Annotated in this window: 16 protein-coding genes; all 16 read left to right on the forward strand. The window is 49.1% G+C overall.

Annotated features, from left to right (window positions below):
- The first annotated feature begins 29 nt into the window (after nt 1-29).
- The 16 genes from tssC (at nt 30) to tssI (ending at nt 22909) form a co-directional block, all read left to right on the forward strand.
- Nucleotides 30-1502, forward strand: coding sequence for a type VI secretion system contractile sheath large subunit (gene tssC / locus BZG72_RS10225; RefSeq protein ID WP_077457793.1), 1473 nt, complete (start codon nt 30-32; stop codon nt 1500-1502).
- A gap of 2 nt (nt 1503-1504) precedes the next feature.
- The gene (tssE, locus tag BZG72_RS10230) at nt 1505-1942 is read left to right on the forward strand and encodes a type VI secretion system baseplate subunit TssE (protein ID WP_077579343.1); all 438 of its coding nucleotides are present in this window, start codon (nt 1505-1507) and stop codon (nt 1940-1942) included.
- Nucleotides 1943-1947: 5 nt separating this feature from the next.
- Nucleotides 1948-3717 carry a type VI secretion system baseplate subunit TssF gene (gene tssF, locus BZG72_RS10235; protein WP_074214291.1) on the forward strand — a complete coding sequence of 590 codons (1770 nt, stop codon included), beginning with the start codon at nt 1948-1950 and terminating at the stop codon, nt 3715-3717.
- Entirely contained in the window at nt 3681-4682 is a 1002-nt protein-coding gene (tssG, locus tag BZG72_RS10240; protein ID WP_077579345.1) for a type VI secretion system baseplate subunit TssG, read from the forward strand. The genes tssF and tssG overlap by 37 nt, the downstream gene beginning before the upstream one ends.
- A gap of 2 nt (nt 4683-4684) precedes the next feature.
- Nucleotides 4685-6151, forward strand: a complete 1467-nt coding sequence (tagH, locus tag BZG72_RS10245) for a type VI secretion system-associated FHA domain protein TagH (protein WP_077666727.1) — start codon at nt 4685-4687, stop codon at nt 6149-6151.
- Between the two features lie 2 nt (nt 6152-6153).
- The gene (gene tssJ / locus BZG72_RS10250; protein WP_077666728.1) at nt 6154-6630 is read left to right on the forward strand and encodes a type VI secretion system lipoprotein TssJ; all 477 of its coding nucleotides are present in this window, start codon (nt 6154-6156) and stop codon (nt 6628-6630) included.
- A 5-nt stretch (nt 6631-6635) separates the two neighbouring features.
- The gene (gene tssK, locus BZG72_RS10255) at nt 6636-7970 is read left to right on the forward strand and encodes a type VI secretion system baseplate subunit TssK (protein ID WP_077607262.1); all 1335 of its coding nucleotides are present in this window, start codon (nt 6636-6638) and stop codon (nt 7968-7970) included.
- Between the two features lie 2 nt (nt 7971-7972).
- Entirely contained in the window at nt 7973-8740 is a 768-nt protein-coding gene (icmH, locus tag BZG72_RS10260; RefSeq protein ID WP_077579349.1) for a type IVB secretion system protein IcmH/DotU, read from the forward strand.
- A 38-nt stretch (nt 8741-8778) separates the two neighbouring features.
- On the forward strand, nt 8779-11418 hold the full coding sequence (tssH, locus tag BZG72_RS10265; RefSeq protein WP_077666729.1) for a type VI secretion system ATPase TssH: 2640 nt from the start codon (nt 8779-8781) through the stop codon (nt 11416-11418).
- Between the two features lie 2 nt (nt 11419-11420).
- Nucleotides 11421-12992 (forward strand): sigma-54 interaction domain-containing protein, encoded by a 1572-nt coding sequence (locus tag BZG72_RS10270; protein WP_077666730.1) that lies wholly within the window; start codon nt 11421-11423, stop codon nt 12990-12992.
- Nucleotides 12989-13663, forward strand: coding sequence for a type VI secretion system-associated protein VasI (gene vasI / locus BZG72_RS10275; RefSeq protein ID WP_241832542.1), 675 nt, complete (start codon nt 12989-12991; stop codon nt 13661-13663). Before BZG72_RS10270 ends, vasI begins: the two co-directional genes overlap by 4 nt.
- A gap of 2 nt (nt 13664-13665) precedes the next feature.
- Nucleotides 13666-15081: a type VI secretion system protein TssA gene (tssA, locus tag BZG72_RS10280; protein WP_077666731.1), complete on the forward strand. Its 1416-nt coding sequence runs from the start codon at nt 13666-13668 to the stop codon at nt 15079-15081.
- A gap of 61 nt (nt 15082-15142) precedes the next feature.
- Complete coding sequence (gene tssM / locus BZG72_RS10285; RefSeq protein ID WP_198531497.1) at nt 15143-18643, forward strand: type VI secretion system membrane subunit TssM; 3501 nt, start codon at nt 15143-15145, stop codon at nt 18641-18643.
- 51 nt (nt 18644-18694) lie between these two features.
- On the forward strand, nt 18695-19981 hold the full coding sequence (locus BZG72_RS10290) for a type VI secretion system ImpA family N-terminal domain-containing protein (RefSeq protein ID WP_077666732.1): 1287 nt from the start codon (nt 18695-18697) through the stop codon (nt 19979-19981).
- Nucleotides 19982-20167: 186 nt separating this feature from the next.
- Complete coding sequence (locus BZG72_RS10295; protein ID WP_077458860.1) at nt 20168-20686, forward strand: Hcp family type VI secretion system effector; 519 nt, start codon at nt 20168-20170, stop codon at nt 20684-20686.
- 123 nt (nt 20687-20809) lie between these two features.
- A complete protein-coding gene (gene tssI, locus BZG72_RS10300) occupies nt 20810-22909 on the forward strand; it encodes a type VI secretion system Vgr family protein (protein WP_077666733.1) in 2100 nt (699 codons plus the stop codon).
- Nucleotides 22910-22912 lie beyond the last annotated feature (3 nt).

Here is a 22912-nt window from a genome sequence, read left to right on the forward strand (position 1 = left end):
TAGTTAATTAAGTCTTAGGAAATAGAAACATGTCTACAAGTGAATCAGTCGTAGAGTCTCCTGAAGTAAAAGAAGGTGGCTTACTTGACGAGATCATGGCGCAAACGCGTATTGAGCCTAGCGAAGAGGGCTATGATGTCGCCAAAAAAGGCGTTGCAGCCTTTATTGAAAACCTCGTGGGTAATGATCAAACACAAGAGCCTGTGAATAAGTCTCTTGTCGATCAGATGCTCGTTGAGCTTGATAAAAAGATCAGTGCTCAAATGGACGAAATTTTGCACGACACGTCTTTCCAAGAAATGGAATCAGCGTGGCGTGGGCTTAAATTGTTTGTCGACCGTACTGACTTCCGCGAGAACAACAAAGTTGACATCTTGCACGTTACCAAAGAAGAGTTGCTAGACGACTTTGAATTCGCGCCAGAAACAACACAATCAGGCCTGTATAAGCACGTATACTCGTCAGGTTATGGTCAATTTGGTGGTGAGCCAACAGGCGCCATTATTGGTAACTATGCCTTTACGCCATCAACCCCAGATATGAAGCTGCTGCAATATATGGGTGCGCTGGGCGCCATGGCACATGCGCCATTTATTTCAAGCGTCGGGCCAGAGTTCTTTGGCATTGAGTCGTTTGAGGAGCTTCCAAACATCAAAGATGTTAAATCTATCTTTGAGAGCCCTAAATACACGAAATGGCGCTCATTACGTGAGTCTGAAGATGCACGTTATCTTGGCTTGGCCGCGCCACGCTTCCTATTACGTGTGCCTTACGATCCAACGGAGAACCCGATCAAGTCTTTCGTTTACCACGAAAACGTCAGTCAAGATCATGAGCATTATCTTTGGGGTAATACAGCGTTTGCATTTGCAACACGCCTGACGGATAGCTTCGCCAAGTATCGCTGGTGTCCGAACATCATTGGTCCACAGAGCGGCGGTGCAGTAGAAGATCTGCCTGTTCACGTTTATGAATCAATGGGTGCCCTACAGACCAAGATCCCAACCGAAGTCTTGATCACCGATCGCAAAGAGTTCGAACTTGCGGAAGAAGGCTTTATTGGTCTGACAATGCGCAAAGGCAGTGACAATGCGGCGTTCTTCTCTGCTAACTCCATTCAGAAGCCTAAGGTATTCCCAAATACCAAAGAAGGTAAAGAAGCAGAGACGAACTACAAGCTTGGTACACAGCTTCCTTACATGATGATTATTAATCGTCTAGCGCACTACATCAAGGTGCTACAACGTGAGCAAATTGGCTCTTGGAAAGAGCGCCAAGACCTTGAGCGCGAGCTAAACACCTGGCTGAAGCAATATGTTGCTGACCAAGAGAACCCACCAGCAGACGTGCGTAGCCGTCGACCACTTCGTGCTGCCAAAATTGAAGTAAGCGATGTGGAAGGGAACCCTGGTTGGTATCAGGTGTCGCTAGCTGTTCGTCCTCACTTTAAGTATATGGGTGCGAACTTTGAGCTGTCTCTTGTTGGTAGGCTTGATCAGTAATCATGTCATACGTTGCGCTAGAAGACAGTGCATTTGGTGTCGGCTTCTTGGAGCGTCTAGAAGCCGACGCTAAGCCTGTTTCAATTACTCAGGGGCCGAGCAGTCCAGACGTAGTGAGATCGATAAAACGTAATATCGCTAATGTGTTGAATACGCGTATTGGTGGTGCGCAAAGCTCGCCTGGCTTGGGGCTGATCGATTTTAACGACGCGACACTCGAAAGCTTAGATCTGTCGCTGAGGGTCAAGTTAGCCATTAAAGGATGTTTGGAAAGATATGAGCCTAGGCTAACCAATATTTTGGTGACATCAGATTTTGATCCGCACTCGCCACTTATGCTGCGATTCAACATTGTTGCCACCGTGAATAGCGAAGCGCTCCACGAGAAAGTTCAACTTAGCTTGCTTTTAGACCAGAACCGCCAATATCGAGTGTTGTAAACCGCATGACGCAAGACAAGTATTTTCGAGAAGAGCTCGCGTTTTTAAAAGAGCAAGGTAAAGCCTTTACTGAACTGCACCCCCAGCTCGCACGCTTTTTACATGGTCGACATACAGACCCAGATGTAGAGCGTTTGTTGGAGGGATTTGCGTTTTTAACCGGCAAGCTGCGCGAAAAAGTTGATGATGATTTTCCTGAGCTGACTCACTCGATTATCAATATGCTCTGGCCTAACTATTTACGCCCAGTGCCGAGTATGTGTATCGCGCAATTTAAGCCAGAAGGGAGTTTGAGCGAAAAGCAAGTTGTTGCTAAGGGGACGGAGCTTGACAGTAAGCCTGTTATGGAAACCCAGTGTCGCTTTCAAACTTGCCGAGAGGTTGAGTTGTACCCACTGTATTGTTCTAACGTTCACGCTGAACACACACGTGAAGCGACGACAATTCAGCTGCAAATGACCTTAGACGGTGATATGTCGGTACGAGATGCCAACATCAACACGCTGCGTTTTTACATTGGTGGTGATAAATATAGCGCACAAATGATCTATTTGTGGCTGAGTCATCATCTCGAAAAACTCACGGTACACGTCGATGGCACTGAGTTCTCGCTACCAAGAGATGCGTTTTCATCGGTTGGATTTAATCCTGGCGATGGTCTATTGCCATATCCACAAAATGTGTATGACGGTTATCGTGTCCTACAGGAATATTTGTCATTTCCTGAAGCGTTTCATTTCTTTGATATTAGCGGCTTAGATAAGGCAATACCGAACAATGTCTACGGCCAGTTTACGGTGCAGTTACATTTGTCTAAAACGTTGCCGTCAGATGTCAGAGTGAGATCAGAGAGCTTTCAGCTATATTGCACCCCCGTCATTAACTTGTTTGATCATGACGCAGACCCGATCGATCTCACCGGAAAGAGCACTGAATACAAAGTTATTCCATCAAGCGGTAAGCCAGCCCATTATGAAGTGTTCAGTATTGATAGTGTCACGGGTCGGCAAGACAAAGTTATTGATGGTAAACCGGTACGTGGTCAAAAGCGGGTTTATACCCCGTTTGAGAGCTTTCAACATGAAGTAGAGCGGGTGCGTAATCGAGAAACCCTTTATTACCGCTCACGGGTAAAAAACAGCATTCGCGGGGATGGTTTTGATTCTTTTATCTCGTTTATTCGCGGGGATGAGTCAGCATCCGTCGATGTCGATGAGGCGGTGTCAATTAAGCTGACCTGCACAAATCGTCAACTTCCATTGGACTTAGGTGTCGGAGATATTTGCTATCCAACGGACAGTTCACCGCCATTTGCAGAGTTCGAAAACATTACAATCCCAACGCAAGCATTGAGGCCTGTGCTGGATGGCAGCTTGCTATGGATGTTGATTTCTAATTTATCGTTGAATTACTTGTCGCTCCTGTCAAAAGACGCATTGAGCTGTGTATTAACCGCTTATGATTTTCGTGCGTTGGTGGATCGTCAAGCAGAGCGAGTGGGTAAGAAACGCCTAGACGCGATTGAAGATATTCAATCCAAGCCCATGGATAAGTTATTACGTGGCATGCCGGTTCGAGGCTTGCAGTCCACGATTTATCTCAATCAAGACGGCTTTGGCTCGGAAGGCGATTTATATTTATTTGGAACGGTGCTCAGCCACTTTTTCTCGTTATACGCGAGTATTAATTCTTTTCATGAGCTTACCGTTATCAACACAACGAATAACGAGACCTATACATGGCAGACGAGAGTCGGGATGCAACCACTCATCTAGAGGAGTTGGCACCTAGTGCGGCTGATCTTGTTCAAGATGCGCGAGTGTATAGCTTCTTCCAACTTGTTGAGCTTTTACAAAAGCATAAAGGGTTGAACCCTGAGGAAGAAGAGTGGGAGCGCGAGTGTCAGCTGGTGTTTAGCGCTAATCCCAGTCTTGGATTTGCTGCGTCAGATATATCATCGCTTGATCAGGTTAACGATCACACGGTGATGTTAACGAACTTTTTAGGGCTAGCAGGTTCGCAATCACCATTGCCGGCATTTATTACCGAGCAGCTTCTCCATGAAGAGCCTGGCGGTATTAAAAGACCATTTTTGGACTTTTTTAATAATCGGCTAATCGCGTTGGTATACCGGATCTGGCGTAAATATCGTTATTACGTGAGGTTTCAGCCAGGTGCAGAAGATCAGTTCTCTGCGCAGCTCTTCGCGCTTGTTGGGTTAGGAGATCCCCAGTTAAGGGGTGAGACCCCAATCAACTGGTGCAAAATGTTGGCCTATGCCGGCACGCTAGCGGGGAGAAGTCGTTCGCCAACTGTGGTTTCCGGCATCATTGCGCATTGTTTTGACCTTGAACAGGTTGAAATCCGCCAATGGGTGACTCGCAAAGTGAAAATAGCCAAGGAGCAGCAAATGTCTCTTGGGTGCATGAACGGGCGCTTGGGCGAGGACACCGTGATTGGCGAGTCGGTCTTTGATTGCAATGGCAAGTTTGTTATTTGCATCAAAAACCTGACCCGAGAGCGCTTTAACGACTTTCTGCCTGTGGGTAAAGAGTATCAGCCACTGTGCAAATTAGTTGAGTTCATTTTACGTGAGCAAATGGCGTTCGACATAGAGCTGTCGATGACAGACGAAGAAACGCCCGCGCTTCAATTAGGAAAACAGGTTGCGCTGGGATGGACGTCTTTCCTTGGGAAAGACTTGCAAGACAAGCGCGTACTCATTCAGGTAAGGCAATAAACATGGTCTCTCAACATCAAAACGGCATAACACTCGTGGTCGCGAACGCGCAAACCCTAGAGTCTGGGTTGTCGGCACAGATTCGCTTTGTTGAGACGGGTGGCACCATTGGATCGTCTGCAATGGCGAGCTGGCGATTGAAAGATCGAATGGCGCGTGTTCATGACGTGCATTGTGAAATCTTGGTGGTTGATGGCGCTTTTTGTGTCCGTGATGAGTGTGGACAAACGTTTGTTAACGGAACAGAGATGCCGTTAGGAAAAGGGCAGCTTGCACGATTGGCACACAAAGATGAAATGCAAATTGGCCCTTACCAAGTGCGTGTGCTGACGGGCGAAGAGGGTGACGTTGATACGGGTCATATTGATACGCTTTTTGACAGCAATCATACCGATTTACTGGCTCACGCCAATGAACCCGTTGATGTAGAACCCGAGCTAGAGGATGCCTCTGCGCCTATTGATCCCCTCGTGGAGCTAGAAGCGAAGTCATCCTCTCAGGGAGCAAATTGGCTGCTGGATGATGGCCCATCAGCGCAAGACACAGAGACAGATAGCCTCGTCTCGAAAAAAAACCTAGTCGAAAAACGACCTTCTTTTACACCGCAAGCGGATAGCGAAGATGTGATGTCGGCCTCGGTGAGGTTAAAACGTATTTTTGGGTTCGGCGAAAAAAAGCAACGCGATAGTCGTTATCACTCAGACGAGACAGTACAGAGTGCGCCTCGAGTTGAAACGGCACCACAGACTCCATCGAAATTGACAGACAGTGAGACGAAGCCAATGGATGAAAAAGAATTAGGACTTCTCGAACAAGAAGTGGCGAAAAGTTTGAATAGTGAAGCACCCTCTTCACGAAAAGAAGGTGGGCATGGTCAGCATTTATTGACCGGGCCCATGTTGGAAGGGCTGGGAGTGCGTGTCACCAATGAACAAGACGTTCAACGTATGCACTTCCTCTCTCAGGAGATGGGGCAGTCTTTGCAAGCGTGCTTAAAAGGACTACTTGCACTGCACGAGCAAGCGGCAGAAGGGCGTTTTGGTACCATGAACCGCAACTTGCAACCGATTGAAGATAACCCGTTACGCTTAGGGCTTTCATACGAGGAAACGGTTCGCACCATGTATGACGCGGATAAAAGCCTCGTTCATCTGTCTGCACCGGCAGCGATTGCTGAAAGCCTGAAAAACGTCAGAGATCATAATGAAGCGACTCAAGATGCGATTGCGGAAGCACTAGATCAAATCTTGAACGCTTTTTCACCGGACGTGCTATTACGCCGCTTTCAACACTGCCGACGAAATACCGATGCACATGAGGAAGGTGAGTCTGCGTGGGCGTGGGAAATGTATTGCAATTACTACAAAGAGTTAACGTCTAACCGTCAGCAAGGTTTCTCCAAGCTGTTTTGGGAAATTTTCGAGCAAGTATACGACAAGCGTATTCGTGAAAAACAGCTGGAGGGCTAATTATGTTTAAGAAGCTCAGCATTGTGTGTGCGTTCTTGTTATTAACCGCATGCAGTTCTTCAGATGAATATAAACCTGAAGAGCAGCCAACCACCGTTACATTTAGCCTTGTCAGTGACGAAGGTGTAAACCCGAATATTGCGGGGGACCCGGCATCGATCGAGGTACAAGTGTTCGAATTGGAAGATGACTCCATGTTCATGTCGGCTGGGTTCGATCAGCTCCGCGCTGATTATGAAGATGCGCTCAGTAGTAACTTTATAAATAACTACGACTATGTGCTCACACCGGGCCAGTTTAAATTCGTTAACGCGTTCGAGATTGATGAAGGTACCAATTATATCGGTGTGATGGCGCATTTTTCAGAGCCGAACCTGGGTGAATGGAAAAAAGCCGTCAAGGTATTGAATAAAGGCCGGGAATATCACTTGCTCATGTTATTCCAAGATTATGACGTGAAGTTAGAAAAGGTTGAGTAAAGTTAATGTTTGCACGTAATCGGGTGATATGGAGCGAAGGGCTCTTTATTAAGCCACAGCATTTTCAGCAGCATCAGCGGTACAGTGAGTACTTATTGGAGGAGCGACTGACTTCGGTAAGCAAGTACTTATATGGTATTTCTGAGCTATCACTGAATCCAGAGTATTTAGCGTTTGGTCGTATTGCGATAGAACGCGCCGTGGGTGTGATGCCAGACGGCACAACCTTTCGCATTCCACAAGAAGATGTGATGCCTGATGCACTTGAAATCGAAGATGGCTCGCTTTCTAACCAACTGGTTTACCTCGCGATTCCGTTGCGCAGTGAATCGATAATGGAAGTGAACTGGCCAGAAGAAAAAGGTTCAGGTCGCTATGAAAGTCGTCGTATTGATGTGCGTGATGTGCAAAGTATTCAGGGCGATACGACCACGTTAGATGTGTCACCAGTGCACTTGCAGTTGATGCTGGAGAAAGAAGATCGCAGCGCTTATGCGGCGATCCCTATCGCGCGTATTTCTGAAAAGCGTCCCGACGGCAGTGTGGTTCTGGATCAAGACTTTATTCCTTGTCATTTCAATGTGGCGGGCAATGCAACACTGCACCGCTTTATCAACGAAATGGCCGGATTGATGCAGGAACGCGCCAAAAACATCGCTCAACGTATTAGCTCCCCCTCTCAAGGCGGTGTCGCGGATGTATCAGACTTTATGTTATTGCACTCGCTAAACCGCCTTTATCCGCAAATGAAACACCTTGCATCGTTAGGCAGCTTGCACCCTGAACGCCTGTATGAGTGTTTATCGTCAATTTGTGGGGAATTGGCAACCTTTACCGATGAAAGCCGATTAGCGCCCGCCATGCCTGCTTATAACCATGATATGCCGGGTGACGCGTTCTGGCCGGTTATTCGCTTCTTGCGTCAAAGTCTCAGCGTGGTGTTGGAGCCGCGTGCAGTCTCCATTCAACTGGACAAACGCAATTACGGGCTTATGGTTGCGCCGATTCAAGATCCGCAACTAATGGAATCTGCGGAGTTCATTGTGGCGGTGAAAGCGCGGATGCCACTCGACGAGCTACGACGCTTATTTACTCAGCAAACCAAGGTGTCTTCTGTTGAGAAAATCCGTGAGCTGATCTCTTTACAACTCCCTGGTATCCCACTGATCCCGCTGCCTGTTGCACCACGCCAACTGCCATATCACGCGGGTTACACCTATTACCAGTTGGATAAAGAAAGTGCGGCTTGGTCGATGCTGGCAAACTCCAGTGGCTTTGCATTCCACGTCGCGGCGGCGTTTGAAGACCTTGACATTCAATTCTGGGCAATAAGAGATTGATTATGGCTGCGACTGACGAAAGTGTATTTAACGATCTTCTTTTTGATGACGTTGAGAAAATTAATCACGACCAAGATTACTGGTTTCAGCTACGTGGGCATAACCCCAATGCGCTAGTGGATGCTGCAACGCCTCTGTTTGGCCTTGCTCTGCGTGTTCGTTCACTTTCAAGCTGTGAGAATATTGAACAAATCTACCACCAGACCATTGAAGAAATAAAAGCGATTGAAATCGAGCTTTCCGAACAAGGGTATGAGCATGCCGTATTGATGGCATATCGCTATATCTTGTGCACATTCCTCGACGAAGCTGTGATGGGAACGGCATGGGGTGCTTCCACTTGTTGGGCTGAACACTCGATGCTTTCACGTTTTCACAATGAAACATGGGGGGGTGAGAAAGTATTTACCATTTTAGGTCGCTTGGAAAGTGAACCAGATAGGTACCGACCACTGTTGGTTTTTATTTATCACTGCTTGTGTTTGGGCTTTGAGGGTAAGTACCGCGTCATTGACGGTGGAAGTGCTCAACGCGAGAAAGTGATTAAAAGACTGCACGATCAATTGCTAGGTGATGAAAGGCAGCCGAAGCAATTAGGTGAGGCGAGTGATCATGTTGTGAGCACTCGTTATACGCTGAGCCGACAAATGCCGCTTTGGTCTGTATTTGTGGGATTTATCGTCCTTTGGGCCGGTATTTTTGCTGGTTACTCATACTTTCTCCACGAGAAATCTGAAAACGTGCTCAACCAACTGAATCAGTTGTTGTAAGCCAAATAATATTACATTGATTAGAACTAGGTGTCCCCGTGATTCGAATTGAATTATCTACGCTTATCTCGAAGCTGAATGAGCAAAGTAAGCTGGCGCTAGAACAAGCGGCTTCTCTGTGTATTGAGCGTCATCATCCTGAAGTGTTGGTTGAGCATTTTATTGAAGTATTGCTCGACAACCCCCTGTCTGACGTTCGACTTATTGCCAAGCAAGCCAATATTGATACTGACCAGTTAAAGCAAGCGCTGGCGGGTAATTATGAGCGTGATACCACACTTGACACTTACCCTGCGTTTTCGCCGCTATTGGTTGAAGTCCTTCAAGAAGCGTGGTTGCTATCAACCACAGAACTAAACCAATCAGAATTGCGGTCGGGAAGCGTCTTTTTTGCGGTGTTGAATCGTGTCGATCGCTATTTGTCGCGTTCGGCATCCAAGTTATTAGCGAGCATTAATCGTGAGAGCCTAAAAACGCACTTTGACGCCATTGTCGCGGATTCTGCTGAAACCGCTGTGGAAAGTGGCAATAAAAAAGGATCAAAAGCGCCATCGATGGAAGGAAGCGAGTCACCGCTTTACAAGTATTGCTCAAATATTACCGCGCAAGCTAAAAATGGCGAACTTGATCCTGTGCTTTGTCGAGAAGAAGAGCTCAACCTGATGGTTGATATTCTTTGTCGCCGCCGTAAAAACAACCCGATCGTGGTTGGTGACGCCGGGGTAGGTAAAAGCGCAATGGTTGAAGGACTGGCTCTTCGTATTGCCGCTGGCAATGTGCCTGACCGTTTGCAAAACGTTGAGCTTTTCTGTCTGGATTTAGGTTTGCTGCAAGCCGGTGCATCGGTTAAGGGCGAATTTGAGAAGCGCTTGAAGGGCGTTATTGATGGGATAAAAAGTGCTCCCAACCCTATCATTTTGTTTATCGATGAAGCGCATACACTTATTGGATCCGGCAACCAAGAGGGTGGTAGTGATGCCGCCAACTTGCTCAAGCCAGCCTTAGCGCGTGGTGAGTTAAGTACCATTGCCGCAACGACTTGGAAAGAATACAAAAAATATTTCGAAAAAGATCCAGCGCTGACTCGCCGTTTTCAATTGGTGAAGCTTGAGGAGCCATCTGTTGATCAGGCCGTTGATATCATGCGAGGGCTTGGCAGTGTGTACGAAAAAGCGCACGGTGTGTTGATTGCTGATGATGCGCTCAAAGCGGCTGCCGAGCTGTCTGCACGGTATTTGTCTGGACGTCAGCTACCTGATAAAGCGATTGACGTGCTCGACACCGCTTGTGCGCGTATCGCGATTAATCTGACGACGCCTCCTAAGCGTCTAGCGCTATTGGAGACACTTTGCCATCAGCGTCAACAAGAAATCGAGATGTTGAAGCGCGCACAATTTATTGGTCAACCTGTCGATCAGGTTCGCTTAGACGAATTAGAAACTCAAGAGCAAGCGGACGAAGCCGAGAAGCATGCACTGCAAGCACGCTGGGACGAGCAGCGTTTATTGGCTGAGGAAATCATTGATCTACGCGCGACATTGTTAACCCCGCCACTGTCAGCTGAGCTCAATGAAGGGCAAGGTGATGAAGTGTCACAAGAGCAAGACCGTGACGCGTTAGCAAAGACATTGGCAGACAAATACGATGCATTGAACGCTATTCCGCATGATCAGCGCTTGATGCACCCTCACGTCGACGCCGAACAGGTGGCAGAAGTTATCTCGGATTGGACGGGTGTGCCTATCGATCAAATGAACAGCGATGAGCTCTACAAAATCACAAACCTGACAACGCTGCTGGGTCAGGCGATTAAAGGGCAAGATATCGCGATAGAGCGTGTACATCGTCATTTGCTAACCGCACGTGCTGATTTGAGACGATCTGGACGCCCCAAAGGCGCATTTCTACTCGTGGGCCCAAGCGGTGTGGGCAAGACAGAGACAGTGGTTCAATTGGCTCAACAGCTGTATGGCGGTAAACAATTCTTAACCACCATCAATATGTCCGAGTATCAAGAAAAACACACCGTCTCTCGACTAATTGGTTCGCCCCCAGGGTATGTCGGATACGGTGAAGGTGGTGTCTTGACAGAGGCCATTCGCAAAATGCCGTATTCAGTGGTCTTGCTGGATGAAGTGGAAAAAGCTCACCCAGAAGTGCTGAACATCTTCTATCAAGCGTTTGATAAAGGTGAGCTGGCCGATGGCGAAGGCCGCATGATCGACTGCCAAAACACCGTGTTCTTCCTAACGTCGAACCTAGGCTATCAAACTATCGTCGACCATGCGCATCAACCGGATGCGATCGATGATGCTTTGTATCCAGAGCTTGCTGCATTCTTCAAACCAGCGTTGCTCGCGCGGATGGAAGTGGTGCCTTATGTGCCGCTTGAGCGAGACGTATTGGCAGAAATTGTTCGTGGGAAGCTCACGCACTTGGAAAACACCTTTTCGCAACGCTATGGCGCGACGGTGGACGTTGACGATAGCCTGATTGAAGAGATCTTAAAACGGGCCACGCGTAGTGAGAATGGCGCCCGTATGCTTGAGGCGATTATCGAAGGGCAGTTGTTGCCGCCTGTGTCTCTTGAGCTATTGAACAAGCTGGCAGACAAAGCAGAGATCACGCACGTGCGTTTATTTGCCGAAGAGGGCGAATTTAAAGGCGAGGTAGAGTAAGAATGCGTAACTGGCTAGCTTATGTTACTGACCTTGCTCGGGAAAGGCGAACAGCTGATTTACAGGATCGCTTTATCCAAGTGTTGGTCAAGGAGCTCAAGCTGCGCAAGGGAATGTTGCTGGTTCCTAGTTGCGATGGCAGACAACTCGTCTGCCATGCCAGCGGGGAATCTTGGTCTGTTACAGATTTTGATACCCCATTTGCTCACGTTTTACAAAATGCGGCACCAAAGCACCTCGAGGCGGAAGAGATTGTTTTTTGGCAATCTAATCGTGCTTTCCGTCAGGCGATTGGTGAGCTTGGCTTTTTTGAAGCGGTATCCATCCGGCCGCTGATCCGCCATGACAAAAATGTAAAGCTGCTACTTTGCTTGGTTGGTGACAGCCAAGCATTGTCTGCGCTTTGGCATGATGAGGCCTTTTTACAGGTAGTCGATGTTTTCCAACACCAGTGGTCATTGCTGAGTGACATGGAAGGAGAAGAGAGCAATCGTCGCGCCTTAAAAGCATCGCTGACGGATATCGAAAAACAAACGCGTCAACAAGAGCGAGCGGCCAGTCTGGCCTCGACGCTAATCGGTGATAGCGGATTGATGGTTCGCCTGCGTGAACAGATTGCTAATGCCGCGTCATCGCAACTTTCGGTATTGGTGCAAGGTGAAACGGGCAGCGGTAAAGAGTTAGTCGCGCGAGCAGTCCATGATTTGTCTCCTCGTCAGCATCAGCCTTTTGTGCCTATAAACTGCGCAGCCATTCCAGAGCACCTGCTTGAGAGTGAGCTGTTCGGTTATGAAAAAGGCGCTTTTTCTGGGGCCGTGGGTGACAAAGAGGGATTAATTGCACAAGCGAACGGCGGCACGCTATTTCTGGATGAAATCGGCGATATGCCTTTAAGTTTACAAGCTAAGTTGCTTCGCGTACTCGAACTGGGCGCATTTCGTCCAGTCGGTGGGCATCAAGAACGTCAATCAGATTTTCGTCTGGTCTCAGCGACGCATGTGCAATTACTCGACAAAGTTAAGGCGGGAACATTTCGCCAAGATCTTTACTATCGATTGCTTCAATACCCCATTCATGTGCCTGCATTGGCGAAACGTAAAGAGGACGTGCGCCAACTGAGTCACCATTTTATTACGCGATTTAATCAACAACATGGCACGAGCATTGGAGAGTTGCAGCCTCAAACACTTGATATGCTGCTGCATTACTCTTTTCCTGGGAATGTCAGAGAGCTAAAGCACCTTGTTGAATATGCCTGTGCGCAAACACCGGATGGTGAACCCATCGATAGAGCGGCGTTTAGTGGACGAGTGGGGGGAGCCCCTCCTCCAGCACGCGAGAGTATATCGTCCGCTGCGTTTGAGCATGGGATGTCGAATGTAAGCAGCGTATTAAACATTGATGCGGCGTCTATCGCTGATCTCAAACAAGCCTTGCTGGATTTTGAACAATGTATTATTTCGGATCGGCTATCCATGTTCGATGGCGATAAGAGTAAAGCTGCCGAGAGTTTGGGTATTCCTCATCGGACCCTAACCTATAAGTGCCGAAAACTAGGGATAAAAGCCCCATGAATAAGCAAAACTATTGTCTACTAGCCGGGGTCATGTTGGTGTCAGTGATGGCCTCGTCCACGGTGACAGGTGCCCCTATTTCTGCTCAACAACAAGTTGAGCAAGCTAAACAATGCCGCGCGGTGACGTCACGACTCGATCGTCTTGCATGCTTTGATCGTGTATTTAATACCCAAGTGGCGCCGTCCGAACCAACAGACAATCAATCTCAAAAGCCGTTGCAATGGCGACGTGCGATGACAGCCGCACAAGAAAGCGCTCCCCAGTCTTGGTCGTTGACCGAGAAGGGCGAGGGCCGAGGCAGCAGCGCGTGGATTACATTGCGGGCAAGTAATCTTTCGACTGGTTTCCGAGGCAGTGAACAGCCGCTGTTAATGCTTAGCTGTATCGATAATTTAAGTCGTGTTGAACTGATGCTTCCCGAGCCGATTGAGGATGGGCGAATGAAGTTGACTTTCCCAAATGGCCAGACGCAATACTGGCGTAACGGTGATTTAGGGGTCGTGCTTTCCTCGTCGCGGGGGTTGCCTGCGATTCGGTTAATGAAGGCATTGGCCAGAGAAGATCGCTTAACCATTCGTTCAAACTCCCAATACGTTGATGGTTTAACTTTTGATACCCAGCCGTTACCTGAGACGCTGGGTGCGCTTCGTTCTCGTTGTGGTTGGTAAACATGGAATTGAAAGACTATAAACGCTGTATTTCGCAACCAATCTCCGAGAACAGCGCCGTGGGCGAGCGGTTAGTGGACGATCCATTGTTTGATTTTGTTGAAGATCAAATGATGAAGGTTGGCTCGCTGTCCCATGCCGATGTGCAATGGGATGAGGTAGAGCACAGCGTCGTAAAACTGTTAGCGGAAAAGAGTAAAGACATTAAGTTGTTGACCTACTTGCTTCAGTGCCTGCATAACCAAGCCTCGCCAGCGCGTTTTATTCTCGCGTTTGAGGTGATGGCCAGCTTCATGACCCAGTATTGGGAAGACAGCTTCCCTGCCCCTGGCAAACGCGGCAATCTACCGCGTCGTAAGTTCTTTAGCCAAATGGCACAACGTTTTTCTATCGCGGTAGACAAAACCGACTTTGGTCAGTTTGATGCACAAGACAGAGAGGCGCTTAACCAAGCGGTGGAAGAATGGGAAAAGGCGATTGAAGGAAAAGCGCTCGCGAATGATGTCGTAAGCAGCGTCGTCAACAGTATTCGCGCCGAATTGCGCAAAGCGGAAGAGCGTCAGCGCGCGAACCAGGCAGCTAAAGAAACACCAACGTCCTCATCGCGCACGGCCACCACCACATCCACCAGTAGCGCTGGCTTAGATGTTGATCACTCCAGTGATAAGGCAACCAAGCAAACGTTACTTAAAATTGCTTCATTTTTGGCTGAGCAAGAAGACGGTGTGCCTTTGGCGATACGACTTCGACGCTATGCGGTCTGGTACAGCATTACCGCCTTACCCGATCATAAAACCGGGGGAGAAACGCAACTCCGTGGTATGCAGCAAGACCGAGTCAAAGATTATCAAGATAAGATGCGTCACCCTGATCTCGCGCTGTGGCGTCAGGTTGAACAAAGTCTCACCATGGCACCTTATTGGTTTGAAGGTCACCTGATGAGCTACACCATTGCGCAGAAGCTCGGCCACGCTAACTGGTGTGAGGCGATTCAATCGGAGGTCAGTCAATTTCTCGAGCGTCTTCCCGGACTGAAAGACCTACAGTTCAAAGGGGGAGAGCCGTTTGTATCGGATGCAGTTAAAGATTGGCTTGCCAGTGGAGCTGGCGGTCAAGCGGCTGGTAAAGCGGTTGGCGGTGACTGGCAAGAAAAGAAAAAGGAAGCGCTATCGCTCGCCAAAGAAGGTGGGATAGCCGTGGCGTTATCCATGCTCAATGATGGATTACAAGCGGCCAGAGAGCCTCGCGACCATTTTTATTGGCGGATGATCTCGGCGGAATTGCTGCAAGCGAACCAACTGAACAGCATGGCTCAGGAGCAGTATCAAACGCTACACCAAGAAATCAAAACCATGAGCGTCACCGACTGGGAACCCAGCTTGGTTGAACAACTTGAACGCAATACAACGTCAGAGTGATTAAGGGCGAAAATTCATGTGGAAAAACATTTTTAAAATAGCGAAAAAGCTCAAGCCTGGCATGGTCGCAGCGTTTCCTATTTTATTGGCAGCGATTTTTATACTCGTTAATGTCGCCATTTGGTGGGCTGGCCCTTGGTTAACCATTGGTGAACAAAAGCCACTGGCCTCGGTGACAGCGCGTGCAATATGTAGTGGTTTTATTACCCTAGGCGCACTGGCAATTTGGGGTGTGTGGCAATGGCGTAAGTTGCAAAGTATTCAAGCGGAGCAAGCGCACACCGAACGACTTCGAGAAGATCCGATTCAAGTCTACGAAGAGCGCCAAGAGAAAGAACTAAACCAGGTTGTTGCCAACATGAAGCAAAACCTGAACAAGCGTAATCACCTTTATGCGTTACCTTGGTATTTGGTGCTCGGGCTTGAAAATGCGGGTAAGACCAGCCTGATTAATCGTTCTGGACAAAACTTTGTCTTTTCGTCTGTGATGCGGGCATCCGGGAAAAAAAGCGAAAACCCTTTTTCCTTTGATTGGTGGATAGGGGATGAGTCTGTCCTTATCGACCCTGATGGTGAATTGCTCACACAAGGCAATAAAGATGAAAACAATGATGGTGAGCTGGAGCGTCGTCTTTGGTCTCACTTCGTTAAATGGTTGGAGCAGACCCGCAGTCGCCGTCCGCTAAATGGTATTGTATTGACTCTTGATGCTTCGCATCTCGCGACGGCGACAGCGTCAGAACGTAAAGCATACGCCAATTTACTGCGCGCTCGGTTGCGTGAGTTAATGGAGACCCTCTCGACGCGCTTGCCTGTTTACATTGCGCTAACCAAGCTTGATTTGCTCTATGGGTTTGAACCCTTTTTTAAGCACTATTCAAAGCAGCAACGCGACGAAGTGCTTGGCTTTACCTTTTCGCTAAACTCGGTTGATGATCTTGATTCTTGGCTTAAAGAATTTGATGAAGACTACTCTGCCTTCATTGAGCGGATTAATGCCATTGTTCCTCACGCATTAGCTGCCCCGCTGGATTTTGAAGATCGTAAAGCAATTTACAGCTTTTCACGCCAAGTGGCAGGGCTGAAAGACATTCTAGCGACCTTCTTTAATGAAGCCTTAGCCAGTGATCAGTTCTCGACCTCTGCTTTAGTTAGGGGCGCATACTTTACGTCTGTGTATCAACAGGGCGTGCCGACCAACGCGTTTGATGATGCCGCTTCTCGTCGTTATGGATTGTCACATGCGGTCAATCACGCGCAGAAGTCGAAAAATTCGACGGTGTACTTTACCCAAAAACTGTTCAGCAACATCATCTACCCAGAGGCGGGGCTCGCATCGGATAACTTCCGTGTCGCCAAGCATAAACGCCGCCTGATGGGGATGTCGGTATTGGCGTGCTCGATTGCCACTGTGCTACTGGTGGGGACCTGGCACCGTTATTACTTGGCCAACGTCGCGCATGCTGATGCGGTATTGACCAAGGTTGATCAATATAAAACACAGTTTCCTAGTAATGCCGATGGCGCATCCCAGCGTGAGGTATTAAAGCCGCTTAATCAGATCCGCCAAGCCACGTTAGAATTTGGCTTTTTCCGTGAAAAGCCCAAATACATTTCTGATTTTGGTCTTTATCAGGGACATGTGATTGGTCCTAAAGTCGAGCAAACTTACCTCAACTTGCTGAAGAGCCGTTTCTTGCCGTTATTAATGGCAGATACCGTGGTTGATTTGAATCAGGCTACGACGGATCAAGAGCAGTTGGTGGCTTTGCGAGTCTATCGCATGATGGTTGATAAAAGTGGTCGCTATCACGATTACGTAATGGACTATTTCAGCCAGCAGTGGCAGCGTGAGTTCGCAGGGCAAAAGGTCATTCAAGAGCGTTTATTGGGTCACCTGGATTACGCCATGCGACACACAGACCTGACCGCAGCGCGCCGTCAAGGTGATGAGGTAGCAGAGCGTGTGATGCGCCCTTACGACATGACCATTGCCCGTGCTCAAGCAGATCTTCGCACCATGCCGACCGATCAGCGTGTGTATCGTAACTTGAAGCTGGATGCCGAGACGGTATTGGGCGCGCCAATGAACTTACGTAATGCTGTTGGGCCGGTATTTGATGTGGTGTTTGAAGAAAGGGAAGTGGACAGTGACAACCTGTACATTCCGCAAATGCTCACTAAAAAAGGCTTCGAAGATTACTTTGTGCCCAAGCTGCAATCTGTCTCTGATTTGGCTCTGATTGATAGTTGGGTACTGGGTGAAGCCGAGACGGCAGAGTTCAGCAAAGCCGATAAGAAGGCATTGCGTAATAAAATTCGCGATCTTTATGTTGCTGACTATACCAACAGCTGGCGGATGGCTCTTAATGAAATTGATGTCAAATTCTTCAGTGATATCAACGATGCAGTGTCGGTACTGGATAACTTCACCGGCCACGTGGGGCCGCTACAACGTTTGTTACGCACGTTGGAGACCAACACGCAGCTAGCGTCTGGTTTGGGACTAGATGAAGAAGCGCAAGATGCCATTGCAGAAAACCCCAAATACAAGGTGGCATCACAAATTCAAGCGCCGTTTGCTGACTTAAATAGCTTGCTAAAAGCGGTGAATGATAAACCCGCTTACTTGAGTGAAGTTCTCGCGTCGGTTCAAGAGCTGAAGAGTTACTTGAAATCGATTCAAGATGCACCGGATGTTGGCACTGCTGCGCTCGATGCCACCAAAGCTCGCGTGAAACTGGTTAATACAGACCCCATTTATACGCTTAAGCGTATCGCCACAGGCTTGCCTGAGCCACTTGATGGCATGGTGGATAAGCTGGCAGACGAGAGCTGGCATGTCGTCAAACAAGCTGCGATCAAGCACTTGGAAGTTCGTTGGTATCAAGATGTTTATCGTCCATACCAGCAAAAGTTAGCCAATCGCTATCCGTTTAATCCTAAGGCGAGTAAAGATGCCTCGTTGACGGACTTTGAGCGCTTCTTCGCGCCGGGTGGTACGCTTGATAACTTCTACAACACGCAACTGAAAATGTTTATTGATGAAAACATTTCAGTGGGAGACAAAGGCGTGGATGGCTCCCTGATCCGTCGTGATTTGTTGGCTCAGATCCGCCAAGCGCAAAAAATCCGTGAAGCCTTCTTTAATCGTAAAGGGATTTTGGACGTGAGCTTCTCGGTTGAGCCGTTACGTTTGAGCAGTAACAAACGTCGAAGTGTCCTGAATGTTGATGGGCAGTATGTTACCTATAGTCACGGACCAAGAGACAGCATTGAGCTAATCTGGCCAAATACATTACGCGACTCAGCAACATCAAAACTGACGCTGGTTCCGACAAAAACCAACTTGTCGCCGCGTAGTGTAGTCATTCGAGGACCATGGGCGCTGTTCCGCTTACTGGATAGAGGGGCTGTTGTCTCTGCAAGTACTACGTCCGTTGACTATCAGTTCAATGTCGACGGGGGTGGGATGATCTATCGAGTGAATGCCCAAGCGGCCACTAACCCGTTTACTCAACGCTTGTTCAAGTCGTTCAAGCTCTCCCGCAACCTCTACTAACTGATCATGGGGCGAGTGCACTCGCCCCTGCTTTATCAGGAATGCTAAGCCATGTCTTTTATTCTCTCTATTGATAACCAGCCGTTTCGTGTTATCCAAGATGTTCAACCATTGCGTGATGACGAGCGTTATCAAGCAATTAGAGACCAAATCAACAAACGCCACTCGCCACTATCTGGGGGGACCGACTGGCAATTTGTAAAAGATAACTGTCAAGCACTCGCCAGTGAGCAAGGCATTGATTTACTGCTCAGTGGTTACTATGCCGTCGCGGCGTTAAAGGTTGGCGGTTTGGCAGGATTTGCAAATGGGCTGGAGCTGATCCTTGCTTGTTTGAATAACGAAGAAGCGGTCTCTGAAAAACGTGCCCGGGCGCGTAAAGAGGCGCTGGAGTGGGTAAATGCTCGCGTACTGGGCGAGCTTAATCAGATAAAGCCAGATCAACAAGCATTACGCGATTTGTATCGTTGCGAAAGGCTTTGTGATGCCCTTTACCATGTTTTGGCCCAGCAGCAACCCAGTTACACGGTCGATTATGAAGGGTTGGCCTATGTATTGTTTGAGCATATTGACCGTATAGAAACGCGTTTTCATAGCGCGATAAAGCAACAGCAGAAAAACGAGAGCCTTAATCCGACGATCACGGTTAAAAAAAGCCGAATGCGCAGTTTATTGGCAGGAATTGCAGGTGCCGGCCTAGTGGTGACCGCCTGGTTAGCCTACCCACATATTCCCTATTTTCAGACCCCGTATAAAGTGGAGACGCCACAGCCTTCCCTTAACAATACGCAAGCGCTGAGTGTGTTCTCCGAGCAGCATTCGCCGTCAACCCTATCGCGGTGGGAGCCACAATTTATTTCTTTATACACGGGCGCGGTCGAGCAGGAGATGGCGCAATCGGTTGAAGCGGCGAAAACCTCTGCCAAACAACACCTCAATGCGTTAACCACCTTGTACGGTGATAACGAGAAAACGGCCTCATTAGTAGCAACTTACCAAGCTGAGCGTGCTGAAGCGCTGGAAAGTACAGCAAAATACATCGATAAGTTTCGCGCAGTTCGAACAAAGATGGCGAATATCGCGTTGCTGGCAGAGCAAAATCGCTGGTGGGCATTACAGAAGCAGACACGCTCACTGGAGAGTTTTGCTATCGGACTGTCTCCTATCTATGGTCGCGCGGATTATGTCACAACCTTGGTTGAACAGGGTGAGATAGACAAAGCGAACCAAGAGCTGTCGGTGCTTACTGAACGCCTGAATCACTTGAGTTGGAAAGTGTCTCAGCTGCAAGAGGTGATTAAAGAAAACCAGAGTAAAGCGGTGCAAAGGCGTCAGTAATGCTAAGCAACTTTTTGCTTGGCTTGGCAAGAAGTTGCTTGGCACGTGCAAAAAATTGGTCAGCCATATTCTAAGGCGCTGATTTATAGCGATAAAAAACTTGGCATGCATTTCGCAAGATAAGATAGCGAACAGACACACCGCCACGGTGGCGATGTGTCTTCCATGACATACAAAGGAGCGATTATGCCAACGCCATGTTATATCTCGATTGAAGGTGAAACTCAGGGTTTGATTACTGCCGGTGCCTGCACCGCCGATTCTATCGGTGATGCGTTTGTGGAAGGGCACGAAGACGAGATGCTGGTACAACAGTTTAACCACAATGTGACCGTGCCGACGGACCCACAGTCAGGTCAGCCTTCTGGCCAACGTGTGCACAAGCCTTTCCAATTTACCGTTGCGCTCAACAAAGCGGTGCCATTGCTTTATAACGCACTGGCGTCAGGTGAGAAGATGTCAACGGTCGAGCTGAAGTGGTACCGCACCTCGATTGAAGGCAAACAAGAAAACTTCTTTACCACCAAGCTGGAAAGCGCCTCGATTGTGGACATTCACTGCGAGATGCCCCATTGCCAAGACCCGGCGAAGTCAGACTTCACCCAGAACCTGACSGTGTCGATGTCTTACCGCAAAGTGACCTGGGACCACGTCAACGCAGGCACCTCAGGCTCAGACGACTGGCGCAAGCCTATCGAAGCCTAATCYTTCATGGCGACATGAAGACACAAACAGCCTGCCTTYACGGGCGGGCTGTGGTGCGTTGAGCCAGACGGCAGGGTCTGGCTGAACGTATCAGGGTAAACAAGCAGGGCGAAGGATACACAGATGGCGACATTGCAAATAGCGTTAACCGTGGCGGGGCTMGAYCCGCAACCGTTCGTGGTGGTGGACTACCAAGGGGACGAGTGCCTCTCTCACCAAGCYGGCCTRAATGGCAAYCCGGTGTATGGGTTCCAGTATGAGGTGGCATTGGCCAGCCGCCATACCGACATYACGCCAGAGCAAGTGGTCGACAAGCCGGTGCAGCTGAYRCTGTGGCGCAACGGCGAGCTGGTCAAACGGGTRCAGGGCATYGCCAGTGCCTTTAGYCAAGGTGACATTGGTCATCACTTTACCCGCTACCGYTTAACCTTGGTGCCCGCCTTGTATCGCCTGTCGCTTCGCCAGAACAGTCGCACCTTCCAGCACCAAACCGTGCCGACTATTCTAGACACCCTGCTCACGGAAATGGGGGTGACGGAGGTTAGCTTCTCGCTAACCCGTGACTATGCCGAACGTGAATACTGTGTGCAGCATCGAGAAAGCGACCTAGCSTTCTTCCACCGCTTAGCGGCAGAAGAAGGCTTGGTGTATCACCATGAGCACGATGCTAMSACCCACACCCTGATAATAACCGATGCGCCCGACAGCTTGCCCCAGCTTGACAGTCCTGTGCCCTATAATGCTGTCAGTGGCGGTCGCACCGAYACSCCGTATATCTATGGSCTGAYACGCCATACCGCGGCGCAGCCTAGCCACACGGCGTTAAAAGACTACAGCTTTAAAAAGCCSCGTTAYAGTTTTCAACAAGCGGCRCAAGCCGATGGCATTGATTACCAGCGTACCGACAGCTACGAGCACTTTGACTTCCCGGGCCGCTTTAAAGACGATGCCAGCGGACAGGCGTTTAACCAAACCCGCCTCGAGTACTTACGCCGTGAGGCCGAGCATGCCAACGGGCAAAGCAATGAACCGGCATTAAGAGCCGGCTATCGCTTTACCATCAGCGACCATCTGGATGAGGACGTCAACCAAGCGTGGCAAGTGGTGCGGGTGCATCACCAAGGTAGCCAACCGCAAGCACTGGAAGAAGAGGGCGGYCAAGGGGCCACCACCTACAACAACCAGTTTATGCTTATCCCTGCTACTACCCCGTGGCGTGCAACCCCCATGCCTAAACCTCAAGTGGATGGCCCCATGATAGGCACCGTGGTGGGACCGGATGGCGAAGAAATCTTCTGTGATGAACACGGGCGAGTGAAAGTCCACTTCCCGTGGGACCGTTATTCCAACGGCGATGACAAAAGCAGCTGCTGGATACGGGTGGCCCAAGGCTGGGCGGGCAGCCAATACGGCATGATGGCGATTCCCCGCATTGGCCATGAAGTGATTGTGTCCTTCCTACACGGTGACCCGGACCAACCGATTATCACTGGCCGTACGTATCATGCGACCAATGTGCCGCCTTATACCTTACCGGCACACAAAACCAAGACGGTTTGGCGGAGCGAGAGTCACCAAGGCGAGGGTTACAACGAGCTTACGTTCGAAGACCAATCGGGCAGTGAGCAAGTGTATTTACACGCGCAAAAAGACTGGCATACCGAGGTAGAAAACGACCGGGTGACCGAGATAGGTCATGACAACCATCATCAGGTACACAATGACCAATTTCATCGTGTGATGGGCAATGCACATCATACCGTGGAGGGAGAGAGTCGCCAGTACACCCAACAAGACCAAACCCTGATTGTCGACGGCTCACTGCATGTCAAAGCTGGCCAAGTATGGGTGAATGACGCCAGTAACGAAATTCACATCAAAGCCGGTCAAAAAGCAGTGATTGAGGCGGGAAGTAGCATCACCGTCAAAGCCGGCGGCAGTTTTGTCAGCATTGATGGCGGCGGTGTCCACCTTGTGGGCCCTGCGATTAACCTCAACTCAGGCGGCAGCCCCGGTGCAGGCAGTGGCTATGCCGGTAAAGTCGCTGCCCTGCCATTTGGGGTGGAGTCGCCAGAGAGTCCCGATCCTTTACCCCTGCAGCTTTCGCCTGCGACTCTAAAAGTGGCATCGGTGGCAAACCTTCCTGTGCTGAAATTGTGTCAACGACAATTCGATGGTTCATGCCCTCGTCAAGATTGTCCGTGTTTGCAGGAAGAGGGATAAGTG

Origin of the sequence: Salinivibrio sp. PR6 (genome assembly GCF_001995955.1) — a bacterium.
Classification (GTDB): Bacteria; Pseudomonadota; Gammaproteobacteria; order Enterobacterales; family Vibrionaceae; genus Salinivibrio; species Salinivibrio siamensis.

Bases quoted from the DNA above. Each gene is read 5' to 3' on its own strand.
- icmH (WP_077579349.1), top strand. From the start codon at position 7,973: ATGGCTGCGACTGACGAAAGTGTATTTAACGATCTTCTTTTTGATGAC.
- tssM (WP_198531497.1), top strand. From the start codon at position 15,143: ATGGTCGCAGCGTTTCCTATTTTATTGGCAGCGATTTTTATACTCGTT.
- BZG72_RS10270 (WP_077666730.1), top strand. From the start codon at position 11,421: ATGCGTAACTGGCTAGCTTATGTTACTGACCTTGCTCGGGAAAGGCGA.
- tssE (WP_077579343.1), top strand. From the start codon at position 1,505: ATGTCATACGTTGCGCTAGAAGACAGTGCATTTGGTGTCGGCTTCTTG.
- tssJ (WP_077666728.1), top strand. From the start codon at position 6,154: ATGTTTAAGAAGCTCAGCATTGTGTGTGCGTTCTTGTTATTAACCGCA.
- tssA (WP_077666731.1), top strand. From the start codon at position 13,666: ATGGAATTGAAAGACTATAAACGCTGTATTTCGCAACCAATCTCCGAG.
- BZG72_RS10290 (WP_077666732.1), top strand. From the start codon at position 18,695: ATGTCTTTTATTCTCTCTATTGATAACCAGCCGTTTCGTGTTATCCAA.
- tssC (WP_077457793.1), top strand. From the start codon at position 30: ATGTCTACAAGTGAATCAGTCGTAGAGTCTCCTGAAGTAAAAGAAGGT.
- vasI (WP_241832542.1), top strand. From the start codon at position 12,989: ATGAATAAGCAAAACTATTGTCTACTAGCCGGGGTCATGTTGGTGTCA.
- tssF (WP_074214291.1), top strand. From the start codon at position 1,948: ATGACGCAAGACAAGTATTTTCGAGAAGAGCTCGCGTTTTTAAAAGAG.
- tssK (WP_077607262.1), top strand. From the start codon at position 6,636: ATGTTTGCACGTAATCGGGTGATATGGAGCGAAGGGCTCTTTATTAAG.
- tssG (WP_077579345.1), top strand. From the start codon at position 3,681: ATGGCAGACGAGAGTCGGGATGCAACCACTCATCTAGAGGAGTTGGCA.
- tagH (WP_077666727.1), top strand. From the start codon at position 4,685: ATGGTCTCTCAACATCAAAACGGCATAACACTCGTGGTCGCGAACGCG.